Below are 15,718 nucleotides of genomic sequence, written 5' to 3'. Positions count from 1 at the left end.
GGAGAATTATGGGTACGGGTGCAATTACACAATATATCGACGTAGCTCAAGTCGTGTTTTATATATTCCTACTTTTCTTTGTTGGGTTAATTATTTATCTAACATTAGAAAGTAAGCGAGAAGGGTTTCCATTGGAAACTGAGCGTTATGGACAGGTTCGTCGTGAAGACGGCATCTTGGGTATGCCAAGAGTGAAAAAATTTGTCACAGAGTTTGGCAAAACCTATTACGCTCCGCTTGAAACACCCCCAGAGCCAGAGAAAGTTTCTGCGGTTCCTATTCATCCATGGAATGGAGCACCTTTATCTCCAGTAGGAAACCCTCTGTTGGCTGGTGTTGGTCCTGGCTCATACGCCAATCGTGCCGATCATGTGGATTACGACCTAGAAGGTCATGCGCGGATTCGTCCTTTAAGAAATCTTCCACATATGGCGATTTCTAAAATTGATATCAATCCAATTGGTTTGGATGTGATTGGTGCTGATGGTAATAAAGGCGGTAAGGTGACTGATGTATGGGTAGACCATATGGAAATGATGATTCGCTATCTTGAGGTCGATGCTGATGGCAATAAGGTCTTGCTACCGGTGAACTTTTCCCGTATTGGAAAACAAGATATTCAAGTGCAATCTATTTTGTCAGGTCAGTTCGCACAAGTTCCTAAAACTAAGCATCCAGAAGAGGTGACTTTATTAGAGGAAGAAAAAATCATGGCTTACTTTGGTGCGGGCACTCTGTACGCAACACCTGAGCGCCAGGAGCCACTAATATGAGTCCGGACATTCATCACAGTCCAGAGCATGAGTTTGAGCCTGAGTTTGGGCTGCCTGAAAGATTGCCTGAGGGCGAGCGTATCTTGTGGCAAGGATCTCCTGATACGAAGGAGATCTTGTCTCGGGTCTTTCATATCAAAATGCTAGGCATCTACTTTGGATTGCTTTTAGCCTATAGCATTGCCACCGGATTGTCTGAAGGTGAGGCTCTGACCAGCATTGCATTTGCTGCTCTTCGCATTATGGCCATATCTGCGTTAGGTTTGGGTTTGATTGGTCTGCTTGGATATTTGATTGCTTCTACAGCGGTATATACGATTACCAATAAACGCGTAGTGATGCGCATTGGAATTGTGCTCAATATGACTTTTAATTTTCCATTGAAGATGATTGAGTTAGCGGATTGCGGATTAACTAAAGAGCAGTCAGGCGACATTTATCTGAAATTGAGCAAGGAAACGAAAATTGCGATTTTTCATTTATGGCCTCATGCAAGACCAGGACAGTGGGCAGTACCGCAACCAGCTTTAAGAGGAATTAAAAACTGCCCTGAAGTGGCTAAAATTTTGGTGGATGCTTGGGCAGCACAAAATAATGTCATTGCTCGTTCTGTTCAACTGGGTGAAGCTAAATCAAAAGATTCAAAGAATGCATACTCAGGGGTTGAAACAGCATGATCTTGCGTATGAATACCGCCCAGATGCAAAACTATATTGCATTGTTCATTGCCTCATTGCTGGCGGTAGTGGTTCTGCTTGTTGCAACTTATGATCGATCTGAAAAGTTGGAGCAGCAAACAGATACTCAAGTGATAGCTAAGAGAATCTTGCACTTTAGAGACCTTCCAAATGGTTCGGTTGGTGTGATTTCGGCAGAAAGCGGTCAAATGATTGCTGAGGTTGAAGGTCAGGCTGGCTTTATAAGAGGTATTTTGAGAGCCCTTGCTCGTGATCGTCGCATCCGTCAAATCTCGAGCGATGATGCATTTGAATTAGTCAGCCGTCCTGACGGAAGGCTCACCTTAACCGATCTAGCAACAAAAAATCGAATTGACTTAGAGTCATTCGGAAAAGATAACGCAGCAGAATTTGCAGCATTTTTAAATAACACGAGATAACTATGTCAAAACAAATTGTTCCCTGTCAGGTTGATATGTCCAATACGGCTGAATTTCTTTACGCTCACGTTGATTTGAGTGGCGTCCAGGTTGGCCCTGGTGATGAAGTATTGGTCCACGACCCAATAGTAGATATCTCCTTTGGTGAAGTATTAAGTTATGAGCGCACTGCGACGGTTTCTAAGGCAGGCATCTTCTCGCGACTGTGGGTATATCTCACAGCAAGACTAGAAGTCACGATGCTCTATGAGGTCAGTTTTTCCACCACACGATTTAGTAAGGCTAAAAAATATCCAAGGCAGATGCCTAGCAAAGAGACGGTAACAATGATTTTGAATGAAGGAGTGAAGGTATGAGTGCCAATGCATCAACAATGCCTATGGGGCGTCCTCTCAATGAGTCCACAGACCGCGCTCTTGAAAATACCATTCTGAGTCCTCGCTTTTATACAACAGACTTTGATGAGATGGATCGCTTTGATATCTCATCAGTTAGACCCGAGTGGGATCGCTTAATGCGGGAGTTTGATCAGGATATTAATCAGACCCACTTTCAGCGGCCTGAGGATATGTCCAAGGATTATTCCCATCTTCCAGAAGGGCTATATCAAGAGTTTTTAGACTTCTTGATTAGCTCTATTACTTCTGAATTCTCAGGTTGTGTCCTGTATTCAGAAATTAAGAAATCGATTAGCAACCCAGATCTCAAAAGCCTATTTACCTATATGGCTCGAGATGAGAGCAGGCATGCGGGCTTTATTAACCAATGGCTGAAAGATTTTGGTATTGGTGTTGATTTAGGATTTTTGGCAAGAACTAAAAAGTACACCTTCTTTAAGCCGAAGTTTATTTTTTATGCCACGTATCTTTCCGAGAAGATCGGTTATGCACGCTATATCGCTATTTTCCGTATTGTTCAAAAGAACCCAGAATTGCGTTTTCACCCGATTTTTCTCTGGTTTGAAAAATGGTGCAACGATGAATTCCGCCATGGTGAAGCTTTTGCATTATTAATGCGCGCCAATCCTAAGTTACTTACCGGTGTGAATCGTTTGTGGATTCGTTTTTTCCTGATCGCTGTTTATGCAACGATGTATGTTCGCGATCATTCAAGACCAGAATTTCATAAGGCACTTGGCGTCTCTCCAACAGACTATGACCGTGAGGTTCTCAAGATCACTTCAGAAATTTCGAAGCAAGTATTCCCATTCACCATTAATTTAGATGACCCAAGGGTTTGGAAGGGTTTTGAAAAGTTGAGAAAGATCTCTGATGAAGTTGAAGAGCTGAAGCAAAAGGGTGGATTCTTCTCAGCAATCAAGCGTGGCGCTTTGGCGGTATCGGCCGCGGCTACCTTCGTTCATATTTATCTTTTACCAGTAGTTCCAAATGAGCTACCGGCTGATATTCGTTTGGCACCTGTCTGGTAAGTATCAATGTATTTTTGGATAAGCCCCCTGATATTCACCATCTTTGTATGGTGGTTTAGCACGGGTCTTATTTTGAAACTGAATGGTTTGCCAAAGCGTTTTTTCAAGACGATCTTTGCACTTTCAATAATTGTTTTGTTGATGGCATTTTGGGGTTTAGAAATCTCGAGTCAGCAAACCACTGTTGCTGCTGCGTATTGTTCATTCACTTGCGCCATTATGATTTGGGGTTGGCAAGAGTTAGCCTTTTTACTGGGCTACATTACTGGATCCAGGCGTTCAGATTGTCCTACTGGTCTTAGCGGTATGAGACGAGCTTGGTATGCATTTCAGACTATTAATTATCACGAGCTGACTTTGCTCAGTTTGGGTGTTGTTATCTTCCTCATGAACATGGACGCTGTAAACCAAACTGGCTTATGGACCTATGTCATCTTGTGGGGAATGCGTCAAAGCACCAAGATTAATATTTTCTTGGGCGTATTAAATTTCAATGAAGCATTCTTGCCACAGCATTTGAAATATCTCATTACTTACTTTAAACGTAGAGCAATGAATTTCTTAATGCCATTTTCTATTCTGCTTTCAGTGATCTTCCTGGTTCCCATTTGGACACGTGCTGCTTCTGAGTCCTCTGCTTATGAAATAACTTCCTCTGCTTTATTGGGAACACTCATAGCGCTTGGATTGTTGGAGCATTTATTCCTGATCATGCCATTTCCTAGTGAGCTGCTATGGAAGTGGGGCTATAAAAATCATCGTTAATTGACGGTACATTATGGGCTCATATAAAACGATCTACTTAGCTCAACCCCGCGGCTTTTGTGCGGGAGTAGAGAGGGCTATCCTCATCGTAGAGGAAGCGCTGAAGCAGTATGGAGCCCCTGTGTATGTGCGTCATGAAATTATCCATAACGCCTATGTTGTGAAAGAGTTTGAGGCCCGCGGCGTCGTTTTTGTTAATGAGTTAGATAAAGTGCCTAAAGGCGCGATATTAATTTTTAGTGCACATGGTGTTTCTAAAGCGGTTCGGTATGAAGCAGACGAACGTCAATTTCAGGTGTTCGATGCTACTTGCCCCCTAGTGGCTAAAGTGCATGCTGAGGTTGTTCGCTTAAAAGAGCGTGGTTATCAAATTATTATGATTGGTCATCGTGGTCATCCAGAGGTAGAGGGCACGATGGGACAAGTGGATTCTTCTATTCATTTAATTGAGCATGTATCGGATGTAGACAAGCTTCCTTTTGGCAAAGAGGATTTGCTTGCTTATGTCACTCAAACGACTTTATCGGTTGATGAGACTTTAGAAATTACCGAAGCTCTCATTCATCAATATCCACAGATTCATGCGCCTAAACGTCAGGATATTTGTTATGCAACCCAAAACCGACAAGACGCTGTAAAGGCCATGGTTCCCCATGTCGATGTCGTCATTGTGGTGGGCAGTCAAAATAGTTCTAATTCGAAGCGACTGCAAGAGCTTGCAAGCAGTCTGCATGTGCCGGCATTCTTGGTGGATGATCCCCAGCAGATTCAGGCCGAATGGTTCAAATCCGTGAAGAATATCGGGGTAACCGCTGGCGCTTCTGCCCCAGAGGCCCTCACAGCGACAATTATTGAGTCGATTAACTCCCTTTGCCGGGGTTCGGTGGTTCCGATGATGGGAATCGAGGAAACCGTCAACTTTTCTTTACCAAAAGGCCTGCTGAAAGCAGCTTAAGCCTCAAAATAGGCCTTACCCCTTGATATATAAGGGTTTTCACTGGTAAAAATCAGCATAAAAAGTGTCAAATTTAATTGACACTTTTAAATGTCAATGACAAAATCATTTGCATGAAGCTGCCAGATCCCAAAGCAATTTTGACGCTTTTAAAGCCCATCACTTGGTTCCCGCCAATGTGGGCATTTGCTTGTGGATCGATTACTGGCAGTGAGCAGATTGCTGACAATCTGCCAATATTTTTCCTGGGTTTATTGCTTACTGGACCTCTAGTGTGTGCATCTAGTCAAGCAGTCAATGATTGGTATGACAGACATGTAGATGCAATCAATGAACCTAATCGACCTATTCCATCAGGTCGCATTCCAGGTAGATGGGGTTTGTATATCGCGTTGATTTGGTCATTCATTTCATTATGGGTCGGAAGCTTTTTGGGCCCCATTGGATTTCTGGCAACCATCTTGGCTTTAGTGTTGGCATGGCTCTATAGCATGCCGCCAATCCGATTTAAAAATAATGGTTGGCTTGGCAATCTTGCATGTGGAGTTAGTTACGAAGGCTTAGCTTGGGTTACTGGAGCAACTTTGCTCTCGGGAGGAGTAATACCTAGCAAGCCTTCACTAATACTTGCAGGTCTTTATAGTGCGAGCGCGCACGGCATCATGACTTTGAATGATTTCAAGGCCATTGAAGGCGATCGACAAATGGGCGTGCGTTCCTTGCCTGTTCAGCTTGGTGCATTCAAGGCTGCTCAAGTTTCTGCGCTGATGATGTTGGTCCCACAACTCCTTGTCCTCGGCTTGCTCCTGTATTGGGATAAGCCTATTTATGCATTTGTCATTGGTGGACTCATGATCGGGCAGATTCTATTGCTAAGGGACTTTTTGAAAAAGCCGATTGAGAAAGCCCTGTTCTATAGCGGCTTTGGAGTCCCTTTATTGGTCTCGGGAATGATGGTGGCTGCATTTGCAGTGAATAGTTTAGGAGTGCAGTCATGAGCATTGCTATGACACAGCCTCTTTATCAATCATCTACCTTTGGGTGGATCAGTATTGTGCGTCTTGGCTTAGTACAGGCAGCCATTGGCGCTATTGTCGTCATGACTACTTCAACATTAAATCGCATTATGGTTGTGGAGTTGGCCTTGCCTGCGAGCCTTCCAGGTTTGTTAGTGGCTATTCATTATTTTGTTCAAGTCATTCGGCCACGGATGGGATTTGAGTCTGATATCGGCGCTAAAAGAACCCCGTGGATCATTGGTGGCATAGGTTTATTAGCGCTTGGTGGATTTGGTGCGGCTATCGCCACAACCCTCATGGGTGTGAACTTAATCTTTGGTATTGCGGCGGCTATTGTTGCCTTCTTCTTGATTGGTATTGGTGTGAGTATGAGTGGCACATCCTTGTTAGCGCTATTGGCAAAGGGTGTGAGCGATGACAGAAGAGCAGCAGCAGCGACTACTGTCTGGCTGATGATGATTTTTGGTTTTGCCCTTACGAGCGGCATTGCAGGAAAATTTTTGGATCCCTATTCTCCAGAAAAAGTCATTCTGATCTCCGGAATTATTTCTTCGATTGCTTGTGTATTGACAGTATTGGCTCTCTACAAATTAGAGGGGCATGAGCTAGAAAATAAACCCATTAGTAGCGAGAAAAAAACACCTTTTAGAAAAGCCTTAGCGGATATTTTGGCTGATTCGGATACTAGAAAATTCACCATCTTTATTTTTCTGTCGATGTTTGCCTTTAGCGCGCAAGATTTAATTTTGGAACCTTTCGCTGGAATTGTTTTTAAATACTCCTTGGGTGAGACTACTAGCCTCTCTGGTATCCAGCATTCAGGAGTGTTGACAGGAATGCTTCTAGTGGCGATTTGTGGATCCAGCAGATTGAGGCCTTATTTTGGATCCCTGAGATCCTGGATGATTTATGGCTGCCTTGCGTCAGCAATGGCGATGTTTGGTTTGGTGCTCGCTGGCATTGTCGAAGGTGCCTGGCCCTTAAAACTCAATGTATTTGTTTTGGGTTTAGCCAACGGTGCATTTTCTATTGCAGCGATTGCTTCCATGATGCGATTGGCTGTAGTGGGAGGTTCTGGTAAAGAGGGCGTCAGGATTGGCCTTTGGGGTGGCGCTCAAGCAATTGCATTTGGCTTGGGTGGTCTTTTGGGTGCTGGCGCTAGTGATCTTGCGAGATCTATCTTTACTAATCCGGCATTTGCGTATTCATCGGTCTTTTTTATTGAAGCAATTCTCTTTATTGCTTCCGCATATATGGCATCTCAAGTTGAGAGCAAAACCAGTAGTCCTAGTGGAGCGAGGTGAAACATGACGACAGAATTTATTTATGACGCAGTAGTAGTTGGTGGTGGACCTGCTGGTGCCACTGCTGCTCAAACGCTGGCTGAAAAGGGCAAGCAAGTCTTGTTATTAGATAAGCGTGGTCGTATTAAACCCTGTGGCGGTGCGATTCCGCCGCGTTTAATTAAAGACTTTCAAATTCCAGATGAGCTATTGGTTGCCAAAGCAAAATCTGCAAGGATGGTATCGCCACTGGGAAAAACAGTAGATATTCCGATTGAAAATGGTTTTGTCGGAATGGTAGATCGCGCTCAGTTTGATGAATGGTTAAGACAGCGTGCAGTTGCTGCAGGCGCAACCCGTGAAGATGGCTTATTTGAATTTCTGAAACGAGAAGGATCCAATGTGCGGATCTACTATCGCTCGCGTGGTGCGCGGGATGGTGATCAAGGCGCATTAAAAAGCGTTTTAACGAAAGCGGTAGTTGGGGCTGATGGCGCAAAATCACAAGTGGGAAGAAGCGCTGGGGTGCCAGGATGTGCTGAGGCAAATTATGTATTTGCCTACCATGAGATTATTAAAACCCCTACCGATAAACCACTCTCTTTTGATGCAACGAGATGTGACGTTTTATATCAAAAACCTGTATCACCTGATTTTTATGGTTGGGTATTTCCACATGGTGACACCATCAGCGTTGGCACTGGCAGTGCGGATAAAGGCTTTTCACTCAGAAATGCAGTAGCCAAGCTGCGTGCAGATATTGGCTTAGAGGGTGCTGAATTGATTCGGCATGAAGGGGCGCCTTTGCCGATGAAACCTCTCAAGAGGTGGGACGATGGTCAGCAAGTTGTTTTAGCAGGCGACGCAGCTGGCGTAGTTGCTCCTGCATCTGGAGAAGGTATTTACTACGCGATGCTGGGTGGTCAGTTAGCGGCTGAAGCTGTTGCTGAATTTGTCGAAAGTAATGATCCGGCAAAACTCAAGCTCGCACGTAAGCGCTTCATGAAAGAGCATCGCATGACCTTTATTGTTTTAGGCATCATGCAATATTTTTGGTACTCAACAGATAAAAGACGTGAGAGCTTTGTCAAGATGTGCGAGGACAAGGATGTTCAAAAGCTGACTTTTGAGTCCTACATGAATAAAAAGTTAGTACGTAAGAAGCCTATGGCACATCTCAAGATATTTATTAAGGATATGGGGCACCTCTTAGGTCTCGCAAAAGTATGAAAATATTTTTCCAACATAAGTATTTGTGGTTGATAGCTGGATGGATGGTTGCCACCTCAGTCTTGGGTGGTTTAGCCACCAAATTGGGGCCTTGGTATTTCTCATTAATCCAGCCGCCTTGGAAACCACCAGATTGGTCCTTTGGTGTAATTTGGACCATTATTTTTATTCTGTCTGCTTTAGCGTGGATGGTTGCATTTAATAGTCGTCCGACACAGTCTCAAAAAAATACTATCAACATTCTTTTCTTCTTGAATGGATTTTTGAATGTGCTGTGGAGTGTCTTTTATTTCCGGATGCAGCACCCCGACTGGTCTTTTGTGGAAGCCTTTTTCCTCTGGGGCTCAGTGCTAGCCATCATATTAGTCATGTGGCCAATACGTAGAGTTGCGGCCTATCTGATGGTGCCTTATTTAATTTGGGTAACTATCGCCATGCGTCTAAATTGGGAAACCTTAGTCCTTAATCCAGGAGCTTACTGAGCATATGCCTAGTATGAAGTTGCTAAACCTCGGTGTAAATCACCACACAGCTCCGATTGATATCCGGGAGAGTGTGGCGATTGCGCCCGAAGTTTTGCAAGACTCTTTAATAGATTTAAGAAAATACTTACATAGAGAGAGTGCTGAACATCAGCCAGAGGTTGCGATTCTATCTACCTGTAATCGTATGGAGATTTATTGTGCAGCCAATGATGTTGACTATGAGGATCATCATTTAGAAAATCGCGCTTTTGAATGGCTTGCAGCCCAGAATAATGTTCAGCAAAATGAATTAAAGCCGTATATCTACTCTGCCAAGGAGAGTGATGCAGTAAAACATGCCTTTAGAGTGGGAAGTGGTCTCGATTCCATGGTCCTAGGCGAGACGCAAATCTTGGGTCAATTGAAAAAGGCCATTGAGAACGCTAGCCAGGTTGGAACTTTAGGATCTTATTTAAAGCCATTATTTGATAAAACATTTTCAGTTGCCAAAGTAGTGCGTGGCAATACTCAAATAGGCGCCCATTCTGTTTCGATGGCAGGTGCCTCTGTGAAGTTAGTCGAACGTATTTTTGGGCAGCTAAGCGAATGCAATGTCTTGTTTATTGGCGCCGGGGAAATGATTGGGCTTTGCGCAAGTCACTTTGCTGGTAAAAATCCTAAAAAGATTGCTATCTCCAATCGAACCATGGATCGGGGTAGTGAGTTAATTCAAACATTTAACAATCAAAATTTAAAGACTGAAGTCTTTCCTTTGGCTGATTTAGCTCAGCATTTGTATCAATACGATGTGGTGGTTTCTTGTACAGCTAGTTCACTGCCAATTATTGGTATGGGCATGGTGAAAACCGCATTGAAAGCCCGTCAGTCTCGCCCGATTGCTTTGATTGATTTGGCGGTGCCAAGAGATTTTGAGCCCGAAATTAAGAGTTTAAAAAATGCTTACCTCTATTCGATTGATGACTTAGGTGAGATCGTCAATGCTGGTAAAGCCAACCGTCTTGAATCTATCGGTGAAGCAGAGAAGATTATTGAAAAAGGCGTTCTGGAGTTTTATGAAACTTTAGAAAAAAGAGCAGTTGTACCTATTATTAAGACCATTCAAGATGTGGGTGAGCAATATCAAAAGATTGAGCTAGAAAAGGCCACCAGAAGAATTGCCAATGGTGATGATCCTATGGTGGTCCTCTCGCATATGGCTATTGCATTGGCCAATAAATTTATGCACGCTCCAATCCATGCTTTGAAGCATTCTTCTAATGAAAACTTAGAAGAATATAAAAAAATCATCTCTAAAATCTATTCATCGAAGTGAGGCGGCTATGCTAAAAATGACTAACCTCCTAGAGACCATTACAAATCCGGATGATCTGCGAGCGTATGAAGCGGCTAAGTTACCGCAAATCGCTAGAGAATTGCGCAATTTTATATTGAGCTCTGTCTCAAATACTGGTGGTCACTTATCGTCTAATTTAGGAACGGTTGAATTAGCGCTAGCCTTGCACTATGTCTTTGATACTCCCTATGATCGAATTGTCTGGGATGTAGGTCATCAAAGCTATGCACATAAAGTCTTGACGGGTCGCCGAGATTCTATGGCGGGCCTAAGGCAGTATGGTGGCATCTCTGGCTTTCCTAAGCGAAGCGAGAGTGAATACGATTCCTTTGGAACTGCTCATTCATCTACGAGTATTTCTGCTGCTTTGGGAATGGCTGTCGCTGCAAAAGCCAAAAATGAAGCACGTAATGTCATTGCGGTCATCGGGGATGGTGCTATGAGTGCCGGTATGGCATTTGAGGCAATGAATAATGCGGGCGTAAATAAAAAAGTGCCTTTGATTGTTATTCTGAATGACAACGAGATGTCCATTTCACCTGCGGTTGGAGCACTGAATCGCTACTTGGTGAAATTGATTTCTGGCTCAATGTACGCTGCCACAAAAAGAGGTTTAGATAAAGTCCTCTCTGTAGCTCCACCGATTCGTGAATTTGCCAAAAGGCTAGAAGGTCACGCCAAAGGAATGGTTGGACCAGCAACGATTTTTGAAGAATTCGGTTTTGACTATTACGGCCCTATAGATGGCCATAATTTAAATGTCTTGGTAGCAACTTTAGAGAACATTAAGGTGTTAGCGCAAACCGAAGGTCCGCAGTTCTTGCATATTATTACCAAGAAAGGGAAAGGGTATTCATTAGCTGAAAGCGATCCTATTCTTTATCATGGGCCTGGAAAATTTGATCCCGCAGAAGGTATTCAAGTTAAACCTTCAAGTAAGAAAACATATACGCAAGTTTTTGGTGAGTGGTTATGCGATATGGGTGAGCAAGATCAACGTCTCATCGCCATTACTCCCGCGATGCGCGAAGGTTCTGGGTTAGTTGAATTTGAGCAGCGCTTCCCAGATCGTTACCACGATGTCGGAATTGCAGAGCAGCACGCCGTTACATTTGCAGCAGGGATTGCTTGTGAAGGATTAAAGCCGGTTGTTGCAATTTATTCCACTTTCTTGCAGCGTGGCTACGATCAGCTGATTCATGACGTCACTTTGCAAAATTTACCGATTGTGTTTGCAATTGATCGTGCCGGTATAGTTGGCGCTGATGGTGCAACCCATGCGGGCGCCTTTGATGTAGCATTTTTACGTTGCCTACCTAATTTGGTTCTCATGACGCCATCGAATGAGCAAGAGTGTCGCGCAATGCTGACCACTGCCTTCATGCATGATGGACCGGCGGCAGTACGTTATCCACGTGGGGCAGGAATCGGTTCAGAAACTACTGGTCAGGCATTAGAGCCTTTAGCTCTAGGTAAGGGTAGGGTTGTCAGATCAATTTCTGAGAAGCAGAAGCCCAATAAGAAGATTGCCTTTGTTTGTTTTGGTCCACTTCTATATAACGCTCTACCAGTGGCAGAAGAGCTTAATGCAACCGTGATTGATATGCGTTTCGTGAAGCCATTAGATGAAGCGTTATTAATCAATATTGCGCGCACTCATGATGCTTTGGTTTTTGTTGAGGATAGTGCAGTGAAGGGTGGTGCTGGTAGCGCCTGTCTCGAGGTCCTGGCCGAGCAAAATATTCAAATTGAGTCTATGCAAATCGGATTGCCTGACGAATATGTCGAGCATGGTGAAGTGAATTTCCTCTTAGATCTATATGGACTCTCTCCAGAAAAGATAAAGCAAAGAGTCATAGCGCGACTAGCTTAGACATTAGACGATGATGGAGACAATCGAGATTGCCCCATATCGTGATCTATGTACCGATTGCGGGGTCTCTAGAACCAAGCAACCTAAGCGTTGCGCAACTGCTTGTCAATTCATTCAGCCCAACTATCCTCAATTTGAAATTACTACTCATGGACGAGTTCGTGAGATGGGGGATTCAGATGAAGTCTTTTTTGGCACCTATTTACAAATGTATCGGGCGAGCCTTAAAAAGCCATTAGAGGGAGCGCAATGGACTGGCATCATCACTCGATTATGTGAGGTGCTATTGGAGCAAGGGATTGTGGATGCAGTCATCGCGATGTCCTCTGATCCTGAAGATAAATGGAGACCACAGCCTGTCATCATTAGCAGAGCAGAGGATATGCAGGTATGTAGAGGAATGAAAATGGGCTACGCACCCATTGTTCAATATCTTGAGCAAGCTAAGGATCTTGGATATCAAAGAGTGGCAATGGTCGGTATTCCGTGTCAGGTTTATGCAGCTAGAGCTCTTGAGAAAGAGTTGGATTTCGAAAAACTATTAATTATTGGTTCTCCCTGTTCAGACAACACCACAACAGAAAATTTTCATCACTTCTTAGGTTTGCTATCGCAAAAACCAGAAGAGATTACCTATTTAGAATTTAAAGCGAACTACCATGTTGAGCTGCGCTTTTCAGATGGTCGCATTCAAGAGATTCCTTTTCTCAAATTGCCCCTTTCAGATTTACCAAAAGACTTTTTCCCAACCACTTGTAAAACTTGCGTTGACTATGTCAATTCTCTTTCGGATATTACTGTTGGGTATATGGCCGGTACGGGAGAGCAGTGGCTGATCATTCGCAATGAGAGAGGCCAAGAAATGGCCAAGTTATTGGAGCCTGAAATTCTTCTGGAAGCCCTGGAGTCAGCGGGCAATCGTTTGGGCCCAGTAAAGGGCTTCATGAAAAATGTGGAATTGGCTGCGGGAGGCTTACCTCTTCAACGAATGCCTAATTTCTTGAGAAGCATTTTTGCCTGGGTCATGCCCAGGTTTGGTCCCCGTGGTCTCGAGTTTGCAAAAGCCAGAATTGAGATGAAAGCAATCGAGTCAGTTATTCATCTACGCAGTACTGCGCCGCACAAAATCAAGAATATGGTCCCGTCCCATGTATGGAAACTTGTACGGACATACGGTTTGGAGCCCAGAAAAGAGGAATTAAAGGACTCTAGGGAAAGCACCTACAGTTAATCGTTTGTGCATTTGTTGGAAAGAATCTATAAAGTAAGGATTCCAATAAAGAGGCTCTTAGGCAGCCACGGTATTTTTCAAAAAATTCTTTTTTGATGCCGTGTCTTGATCTAGTGATGTTCATGAATTTATCTCGGCTGGTGAGCATTGCAGGATTTAAGAAGAAATCCAAGCAGGAAGACTTTAAAGAAGGAAATCAACAGTCATCCAAGGTAGCGGATAGCATGTGGAGTGACTGTTTGGTATCTAGCGCGCCTACTACAGCCAACTTTAAAAAAGAACAAGAAACCCACCCGCTTGAAAAGGCCTGTACAGAGGCTGAGTACCTAGAATCCCTGGTCAAAACCATCGAAGGGAAGATACTCCCTCACATCATTGAGCGGCATCTTGAATCATCGATTCCTGAGGACTTGCTGGCAAAAGCAATTATTGATGAAACAAGGATTTCAGAATTAACTCAATTAGTTCTCCAGGAGGATGCACGCACTTCAGTAACTTATGTAAAGACCATTCATACTTCCGGAACCAGCTTAGAAGATATTTACCTGCTTTTGTTAACCCCGGTCGCTAGAAAATTAGGGCAAATGTGGGAAGAGGATGAATCGAGCTTTACTGAGGTCACCATTGCACTGTGGCGTATTAAGCAGTTGATGTATGACTTAAGTCCTGTATTTCAGCAGTACGCTGAACAAAATAAAACAGGCTCTAGCATCATGCTGGTGCCGTTGCCTGGATCTCAGCACAATTTAGGTCTGTTTATGGTTTCTGAATTCTTTGCTAGAGCTGGATGGCGCATTTGGGGTGAGTTGGCTGCTACCGAAGAAGAAATTATTGCCATGTCTGCAAATGAATGGTTTGATGTTGTAGGTTTATCAGCCAGTGTGCGAGAGCAGTTTCCGCAGTTGAAGGAATTAATTAAAAGTATCAAAGCCAAATCAAAAAATCCGCATGTTGGCGTCATCATAGGCAGCCCGGTATTTAATCAATTTCCTGAACTTGTTGATACTCTCGGTGCTGATATGGTTGGAATTGATGCTGCAGATGCGCTCGAAAAGGCTACTTTCTACGTTGAGCGATTGCGCAAAATTTAATTTAGCAAGTTATGGCAGTTCAGCTAGAGAACGATTTATTTATTAGAGCTTGTTTTAGCCAAAAGACTGAGCGAACCCCAGTTTGGTTAATGCGTCAGGCCGGTCGCTATTTATCAGAGTACCGCGCTACCAGGGCTAAAGCTGGGAGTTTTTTGGATCTAGCGAAAAATCCTGAATACGCAACCGAAGTAACACTCCAGCCGATCGATCGTTTTGGTCTTGATGCAGCGATCTTATTCTCCGACATCTTAACCATCCCAGACGCAATGGGCTTGGGCCTCTCTTTTGAAAATGGGGACGGACCACGATTTGCAAGACCTTTAAGTTCTGAATCCGAGGTCAATAAATTACATCAAGCTGATATGGATCAGTTGCAGTATGTATTTGACTCGGTAAGCTCGATTGCAAAGGCGCTTAGTTCCAATGGCAAGCAGCAAGTTCCATTAATTGGATTTTCTGGAAGTCCATGGACATTAGCGTGTTACATGATTGAAGGTGGCGGTTCGCGCGACTTTGCAAGCGCTAAGAAGATGCTCTATGACCGCCAGGATCTCATGCAGAAGATCCTGGATATTAATGTGCATTCCGTAACTGAATACTTATCTTTGCAAATAGATGCTGGTGCGCAGGCGGTCATGATTTTTGATACTTGGGGCGGTTTATTAACGAGCTCAGATTATCTGAAATATTCTCTTGAGCCGATGTCCAACATTATTCAAAACTTACGAAGTAAGCCTCAATATGATTCAGTACCCATCATTTTATTTACCAAGGGTGGGGGTATTTGGCTAAATGATATTGCGCTTTCAGGCGCAAACGTATTGGGTTTGGATTGGACCATTGATTTGGCTAGGGCGCGTGAGGTCATCAATCAAGCAACGAATGAGCCAATTGCCATTCAAGGAAATCTCGATCCCTCAATTCTGCTGTCGAATCCGAAGGAAATTGAGGATAGAATCCAACGATGCTTCGATAATTTATCGGGTGCACAGGTCAAGAATGGCAATCCGCTAGATGGACATATTTTTAATTTAGGTCATGGTATTAGTCAATTCACACCGCCGGATAATGTGGCGGCTTTGGTTGCTAAGGTTAAACAATGCTCAACAGAGCTAAGACTTTCAAAGGTTTAGG

General features: G+C 43.7%; 16 protein-coding genes. All 16 read left to right on the top strand.

Annotated elements, in window-relative coordinates; genetic code table 11:
• The first annotated feature begins 8 nt into the window (after positions 1-8).
• The 16 genes from puhA to hemE all read left to right on the top strand — a co-directional run bounded on the left by puhA (position 9) and on the right by hemE (position 15,717).
• On the top strand, positions 9-773 hold the full coding sequence (gene puhA / locus ICN41_RS03040) for a photosynthetic reaction center subunit H (protein WP_216291311.1): 765 nt from the start codon (positions 9-11) through the stop codon (positions 771-773).
• Entirely contained in the window at positions 770-1,450 is a 681-nt protein-coding gene (gene puhB, locus ICN41_RS03035; protein ID WP_216291310.1) for a photosynthetic complex putative assembly protein PuhB, read from the top strand. Before puhA ends, puhB begins: the two co-directional genes overlap by 4 nt.
• A gap of 8 nt (positions 1,451-1,458) precedes the next feature.
• Positions 1,459-1,890 carry a photosynthetic complex assembly protein PuhC gene (gene puhC / locus ICN41_RS03030; protein WP_216291309.1) on the top strand — a complete coding sequence of 144 codons (432 nt, stop codon included), beginning with the start codon at positions 1,459-1,461 and terminating at the stop codon, positions 1,888-1,890.
• A gap of 2 nt (positions 1,891-1,892) precedes the next feature.
• On the top strand, positions 1,893-2,246 hold the full coding sequence (locus tag ICN41_RS03025; protein WP_216291308.1) for a hypothetical protein: 354 nt from the start codon (positions 1,893-1,895) through the stop codon (positions 2,244-2,246).
• A complete protein-coding gene (gene acsF / locus ICN41_RS03020) occupies positions 2,243-3,319 on the top strand; it encodes a magnesium-protoporphyrin IX monomethyl ester (oxidative) cyclase (protein WP_216291307.1) in 1,077 nt (358 codons plus the stop codon). Before ICN41_RS03025 ends, acsF begins: the two co-directional genes overlap by 4 nt.
• Positions 3,320-3,325: 6 nt before the next feature.
• Positions 3,326-4,084, top strand: a complete 759-nt coding sequence (gene puhE / locus ICN41_RS03015; protein WP_216291306.1) for a putative photosynthetic complex assembly protein PuhE — start codon at positions 3,326-3,328, stop codon at positions 4,082-4,084.
• 13 nt (positions 4,085-4,097) lie between these two features.
• Positions 4,098-5,039: a 4-hydroxy-3-methylbut-2-enyl diphosphate reductase gene (gene ispH, locus ICN41_RS03010; RefSeq protein WP_216291305.1), complete on the top strand. Its 942-nt coding sequence runs from the start codon at positions 4,098-4,100 to the stop codon at positions 5,037-5,039.
• Between the two features lie 113 nt (positions 5,040-5,152).
• On the top strand, positions 5,153-6,037 hold the full coding sequence (chlG, locus tag ICN41_RS03005; RefSeq protein WP_216291304.1) for a chlorophyll synthase ChlG: 885 nt from the start codon (positions 5,153-5,155) through the stop codon (positions 6,035-6,037).
• On the top strand, positions 6,034-7,362 hold the full coding sequence (locus tag ICN41_RS03000) for a BCD family MFS transporter (RefSeq protein ID WP_255537852.1): 1,329 nt from the start codon (positions 6,034-6,036) through the stop codon (positions 7,360-7,362). The genes chlG and ICN41_RS03000 overlap by 4 nt, the downstream gene beginning before the upstream one ends.
• 3 nt (positions 7,363-7,365) lie before the next feature.
• Positions 7,366-8,571: a geranylgeranyl diphosphate reductase gene (locus ICN41_RS02995; protein ID WP_216291303.1), complete on the top strand. Its 1,206-nt coding sequence runs from the start codon at positions 7,366-7,368 to the stop codon at positions 8,569-8,571.
• Positions 8,568-9,053 carry a TspO/MBR family protein gene (locus ICN41_RS02990; protein ID WP_216291302.1) on the top strand — a complete coding sequence of 162 codons (486 nt, stop codon included), beginning with the start codon at positions 8,568-8,570 and terminating at the stop codon, positions 9,051-9,053. The genes ICN41_RS02995 and ICN41_RS02990 overlap by 4 nt, the downstream gene beginning before the upstream one ends.
• 13 nt (positions 9,054-9,066) lie before the next feature.
• Complete coding sequence (gene hemA / locus ICN41_RS02985; protein WP_216291301.1) at positions 9,067-10,368, top strand: glutamyl-tRNA reductase; 1,302 nt, start codon at positions 9,067-9,069, stop codon at positions 10,366-10,368.
• Between the two features lie 16 nt (positions 10,369-10,384).
• On the top strand, positions 10,385-12,262 hold the full coding sequence (dxs, locus tag ICN41_RS02980; protein WP_216291300.1) for a 1-deoxy-D-xylulose-5-phosphate synthase: 1,878 nt from the start codon (positions 10,385-10,387) through the stop codon (positions 12,260-12,262).
• Positions 12,263-12,272: 10 nt separating this feature from the next.
• Positions 12,273-13,493: a Coenzyme F420 hydrogenase/dehydrogenase, beta subunit C-terminal domain gene (locus tag ICN41_RS02975; protein ID WP_216291299.1), complete on the top strand. Its 1,221-nt coding sequence runs from the start codon at positions 12,273-12,275 to the stop codon at positions 13,491-13,493.
• Between the two features lie 122 nt (positions 13,494-13,615).
• Positions 13,616-14,584, top strand: a complete 969-nt coding sequence (locus ICN41_RS02970) for a B12-binding domain-containing protein (protein WP_216291298.1) — start codon at positions 13,616-13,618, stop codon at positions 14,582-14,584.
• A gap of 11 nt (positions 14,585-14,595) precedes the next feature.
• Positions 14,596-15,717 (top strand): uroporphyrinogen decarboxylase, encoded by a 1,122-nt coding sequence (gene hemE / locus ICN41_RS02965; RefSeq protein ID WP_216291297.1) that lies wholly within the window; start codon positions 14,596-14,598, stop codon positions 15,715-15,717.
• Position 15,718 lies beyond the last annotated feature (1 nt).

It is taken from the genome of Polynucleobacter sp. 15G-AUS-farblos, assembly GCF_018882445.1.
Classification (GTDB): domain Bacteria; phylum Pseudomonadota; class Gammaproteobacteria; order Burkholderiales; family Burkholderiaceae; genus Polynucleobacter.
The sequence above is the reverse complement of the archived record's forward strand: the minus strand, read 5'-3'. Positions and strand labels throughout refer to the sequence as shown.

Excerpts from the sequence above, each read along its gene's own strand:
- puhA (WP_216291311.1), top strand. The coding sequence starts at position 9 with ATGGGTACGGGTGCAATTACACAATATATCGACGTAGCTCAAGTCGTG.
- puhB (WP_216291310.1), top strand. The coding sequence starts at position 770 with ATGAGTCCGGACATTCATCACAGTCCAGAGCATGAGTTTGAGCCTGAG.
- puhC (WP_216291309.1), top strand. The coding sequence starts at position 1,459 with ATGAATACCGCCCAGATGCAAAACTATATTGCATTGTTCATTGCCTCA.
- ICN41_RS03025 (WP_216291308.1), top strand. The coding sequence starts at position 1,893 with ATGTCAAAACAAATTGTTCCCTGTCAGGTTGATATGTCCAATACGGCT.
- acsF (WP_216291307.1), top strand. The coding sequence starts at position 2,243 with ATGAGTGCCAATGCATCAACAATGCCTATGGGGCGTCCTCTCAATGAG.
- puhE (WP_216291306.1), top strand. The coding sequence starts at position 3,326 with ATGTATTTTTGGATAAGCCCCCTGATATTCACCATCTTTGTATGGTGG.
- ispH (WP_216291305.1), top strand. The coding sequence starts at position 4,098 with ATGGGCTCATATAAAACGATCTACTTAGCTCAACCCCGCGGCTTTTGT.
- chlG (WP_216291304.1), top strand. The coding sequence starts at position 5,153 with ATGAAGCTGCCAGATCCCAAAGCAATTTTGACGCTTTTAAAGCCCATC.
- ICN41_RS03000 (WP_255537852.1), top strand. The coding sequence starts at position 6,034 with ATGAGCATTGCTATGACACAGCCTCTTTATCAATCATCTACCTTTGGG.
- ICN41_RS02995 (WP_216291303.1), top strand. The coding sequence starts at position 7,366 with ATGACGACAGAATTTATTTATGACGCAGTAGTAGTTGGTGGTGGACCT.
- ICN41_RS02990 (WP_216291302.1), top strand. The coding sequence starts at position 8,568 with ATGAAAATATTTTTCCAACATAAGTATTTGTGGTTGATAGCTGGATGG.
- hemA (WP_216291301.1), top strand. The coding sequence starts at position 9,067 with ATGAAGTTGCTAAACCTCGGTGTAAATCACCACACAGCTCCGATTGAT.
- dxs (WP_216291300.1), top strand. The coding sequence starts at position 10,385 with ATGACTAACCTCCTAGAGACCATTACAAATCCGGATGATCTGCGAGCG.
- ICN41_RS02975 (WP_216291299.1), top strand. The coding sequence starts at position 12,273 with ATGATGGAGACAATCGAGATTGCCCCATATCGTGATCTATGTACCGAT.
- ICN41_RS02970 (WP_216291298.1), top strand. The coding sequence starts at position 13,616 with ATGAATTTATCTCGGCTGGTGAGCATTGCAGGATTTAAGAAGAAATCC.
- hemE (WP_216291297.1), top strand. The coding sequence starts at position 14,596 with ATGGCAGTTCAGCTAGAGAACGATTTATTTATTAGAGCTTGTTTTAGC.